Annotated in this window: 3 protein-coding genes; 1 reads left to right on the top strand and 2 read right to left on the bottom strand. The window is 60.6% G+C overall.

The window, feature by feature from the left end; all coding sequences use genetic code 11:
- Positions 1-682: 682 nt before the first annotated feature.
- The gene (locus E3O39_RS00680; RefSeq protein WP_255454096.1) at positions 683-1,489 is read right to left on the bottom strand and encodes an MIP/aquaporin family protein; all 807 of its coding nucleotides are present in this window, start codon (positions 1,487-1,489) and stop codon (positions 683-685) included.
- 31 nt (positions 1,490-1,520) lie between these two features.
- Positions 1,521-1,943 carry a hypothetical protein gene (locus tag E3O39_RS00675; RefSeq protein WP_241984924.1) on the bottom strand — a complete coding sequence of 141 codons (423 nt, stop codon included), beginning with the start codon at positions 1,941-1,943 and terminating at the stop codon, positions 1,521-1,523.
- Between E3O39_RS00675 and E3O39_RS00670 the strand changes: the two genes are divergently transcribed.
- Positions 1,942-2,487, top strand: a complete 546-nt coding sequence (locus tag E3O39_RS00670) for a low affinity iron permease family protein (protein WP_134446138.1) — start codon at positions 1,942-1,944, stop codon at positions 2,485-2,487. The two genes, E3O39_RS00675 and E3O39_RS00670, sit on opposite strands and share 2 nt — an antisense overlap.
- Positions 2,488-3,183: the final 696 nt, after the last annotated feature.

The raw sequence follows: 3,183 nt of genomic DNA, 5'->3' as shown, positions 1-3,183 counted from the left end.
GCTGTCCCGCTAACCAGGCACCTTTCTGACCATGCGGTTGCCGGTGATACTCATGAACAAACTCGCGGATCTCCACCACAGTGAACCCTGGACTAATCGGCATTCCTCTGACTCCTACTGATCGTGAACTGACTCACAACCAGCTTGACGCAGAGGGTTGGGCGAAGATACGCCAACTGTTTTCCACGGGCCAGCACTCGAAGTGGGAGATCGGCCGGCTCGTCGGGGGTGTCCCGGGGAACGGTGGATCGGGCGTTGGAAACGGACCGGTTCCCGAAGTACCAGCGGCCCGCGGTCGGGTCTAGTTTTGATGCGTTCGCCCCGCAGGTTCGGATGTTGTTGGCCGTGACGCCGACGATGGTCGCGTCAACTGACGGACAAAGTCGCCAAGTGATTTCGGGTTCGGATCGTGGTCGGCGCGACGAAGTCGAGGGAAAGTGGGTGACCAGTGCCGTGCCAGTCCACCGACATGTGGTCGAAGAGGCGGCGTTTGATCGTGTTCCACCTGCCGGTGCCGGGAGGCAGCAGCCGATCGTAATGCTCAGTCCGCGTTTCCTGAGCCATGGCGCCGAGACCTGCCCTGCACCGGGTTACGAAGACCGACACGGGACACCAGGACCAGTTGGCCTGGTTCCTTAATCGCGATCTGGTGTGTTGTCGTGCTGGGTTTTTGGCGGAGCGTTCACAATCGGTTATCGGGGTTGGGGTGTCGTTGGATGGGTTGCTCGGAGTTGGGTGTTCCTTGGGCGGCTTTCGTCCCCGTGGGTCCGCCACCTGGGCCGCGTAGTAAATACGCTGAACCCACGGCTAGGAGCATTCCGCTTAAGGGTCCGAGGAGGTATACCCAGGTGTGGGTGAAGTCGCCGCGAACGAGGTCTGGGCCGACAGTCCGGGCGGGATTCATCGAAGCCCCGCTGACGGGGCTTGCCCAGAGCCCCGCGAGGATTATGTATGCGCCTACCGCGATCGCGGAGAAGGATCCAATGTTCTGCGCCCCGGATGCGGAGCCCAGAATTGTGCTCACCAGTCCCATAGTCAGCAAGGCCTCGACGACGAGTGCTTGCGAGTCCGTGAAGGCAGGACCGGGGACTGTCTCGCCGTTGCCTCCGTGTGGGCCAAACACCGCGATCAGGGTTAGTGATGCCAGGATCGCGCCCAACAACTGAGCGAGGACATATCCCGGCACGCGACGCCAGGGAAAGTCTCCTCGCAAGGCGAAGGCAACACTGACCAGCGGGTTGAGGTGAGCACCGGATACAGCGCCCATGAACAAGATGATGGCCGCGACCATTAACCCTGGCGCCGTAACACTGGCCCCGCGGCCGACGTCCCCGTGGGTGAGGGAATCGACCGTTCCGGCTCCAGCCGCGACGAGGACCAAAAAGTACGTCCCGAACATTTCAGCGCCCAGTCGAGTCCATTCTCGATTCCGGTTATTGAATTCATGGACCCAGCCGCGGTCCCGCGGCGACAGTCCCAAATGCCCCACGTCACGGCCCGCAGAAATGATCACGGCACGCCTACGCGCTGATGATCTGCACGGGGACCTCGGCGTCCTCGTCCACGTGATTCACAGCGCAGATCCGGTGATAACCATCGGCGATCTGAGCGACGCGACCCTTGCCGATCTGACCTCGAATGATCAAACACGGCGACAGCTGGACGCCCGCGGCAATTCGGTCCAGTTCCTTGGCAACATCCGGGTTGCTTCGCGGCAAGAGCGGCAAACCGCAGCCCCGCAACAGGTCCTTGGCCTTGAAATGAACGACCCGCGTCCCCCGCAACTGTTTCACAAGCGCGTCAATCGCCTTGGGCTTCGCGTTCAGCGACAGATACGATCTCGCCGCCGCATAATCGTGTCCCGCCACATCGACCCGCCACCTGAGCACCCCGGCTTTCGACGTCTTTTTGCCAGGGACCTGTTTGACACTCGTGCTCATCATGATTCCTTTTCCCTTCCTCGCGGCCGGAGGTCATCTTCTTGTTCGTAGAGCTGCACGGCGCGACCGGACGTCAACGCGAGCTGGCTCCGAAGCTAGTGTGGATCGCATGTCCGGTCAAGAGCCTCCCCGATCCACGTCGCCCCGACACGTGCCCGGCGGACGAGAACGCCACTGGAGTAGCCGGTTCATCCATCGAGTTGGCGACATCACGGCACATGCTTCTTTCGGTCTCACTGCCGCGTTCATCACTCTGCTGTGGTTGTTTTCGGGCCTTCTCCTAGGCTTTCCTGCCTGGTGGGAGACGGTCCTCACCACGGTGACCGCCACCATCACCCTCATCATGGTTTTCGTCATCCAGCACACTCAAGCTCGACAACAGGCCGCGACACAACGAAAACTAGACGAGCTGTTACGCGCCCTCCCCACAGCCGACAATCGCCTCATAGCCGTGGAAGCAGCACCAGACAAAGAACTCGATGATCTCGCCGACCGCAACCTCACCCACCGCGAACAAGCCGTCCACAATGCCACGCCACAGCCCTAAAAATCGTCCGAGAGCCGACGGCACGGTCCCAGACACCGCAGCTTGATCCGGGAACATCGTGAGCGATCATTTGTCCCCTTGCGTTCATCGGCCTTGCCGGCGGTGCGTCTGCGCGGCCCCTTCTGAGCAGACACCATGATTGCTACGGACACGCTGGCACCATTTCACTACCCCGAAAGTTGGATCGGGTAGTACCGACTCGCTCATCTCAGCAACGATCGTCGTCCAAGGTGCCGCAGTGAGGGTGTACTTTCCCTCACCGCTCCGCTGACCAGGACACGGGAGACGGGTACTCGAAACAGTTCAGAGGAACACGGTCGCCTACTTTGCCGCGGCGGGACCAAACCTGATTTCGGGCTCGGCGATCTTCACGTTGTCACGTACCAGAACGGTGTCCACCGTGCGGTCGAACCATTTCAGGCGATCCGGAAAAAGCATGAGGTGTTCGAGAGGAACACGACTTCAACACGCGCTGCCAACCAAGCCGCGTCTTTATACTGAGCGCAGCAAAGCGGCAATCCGCTTGAACCCTGAAAGAGGAGATGGACATGAGGGACTGCCCCGAGTTCAGTTGACTCAAAGGGTTAGTGGTCTCAAGCGGCTTTGAGGGCCACGTTTATTGTCTCAAACTCGATCGGGGTGAGCTTGCCGAGGCGGCGTTGCCGGCGCTTGCGGTGGTATGTCCGTTCGATCCAA

Origin of the sequence: Cryobacterium sp. MDB2-A-1, assembly GCF_004402675.1 — a bacterium.
Taxonomy (GTDB): domain Bacteria; phylum Actinomycetota; class Actinomycetes; order Actinomycetales; family Microbacteriaceae; genus Cryobacterium; species Cryobacterium glucosi.
This window is presented reverse-complemented; position numbering and strand designations above follow the sequence as displayed.

Coding starts and splice junctions, on each gene's coding strand:
- E3O39_RS00670 (WP_134446138.1), top strand. CDS start 1,942: ATGATTCCTTTTCCCTTCCTCGCGGCCGGAGGTCATCTTCTTGTTCGT.
- E3O39_RS00675 (WP_241984924.1), bottom strand. CDS start 1,943: ATGATGAGCACGAGTGTCAAACAGGTCCCTGGCAAAAAGACGTCGAAA.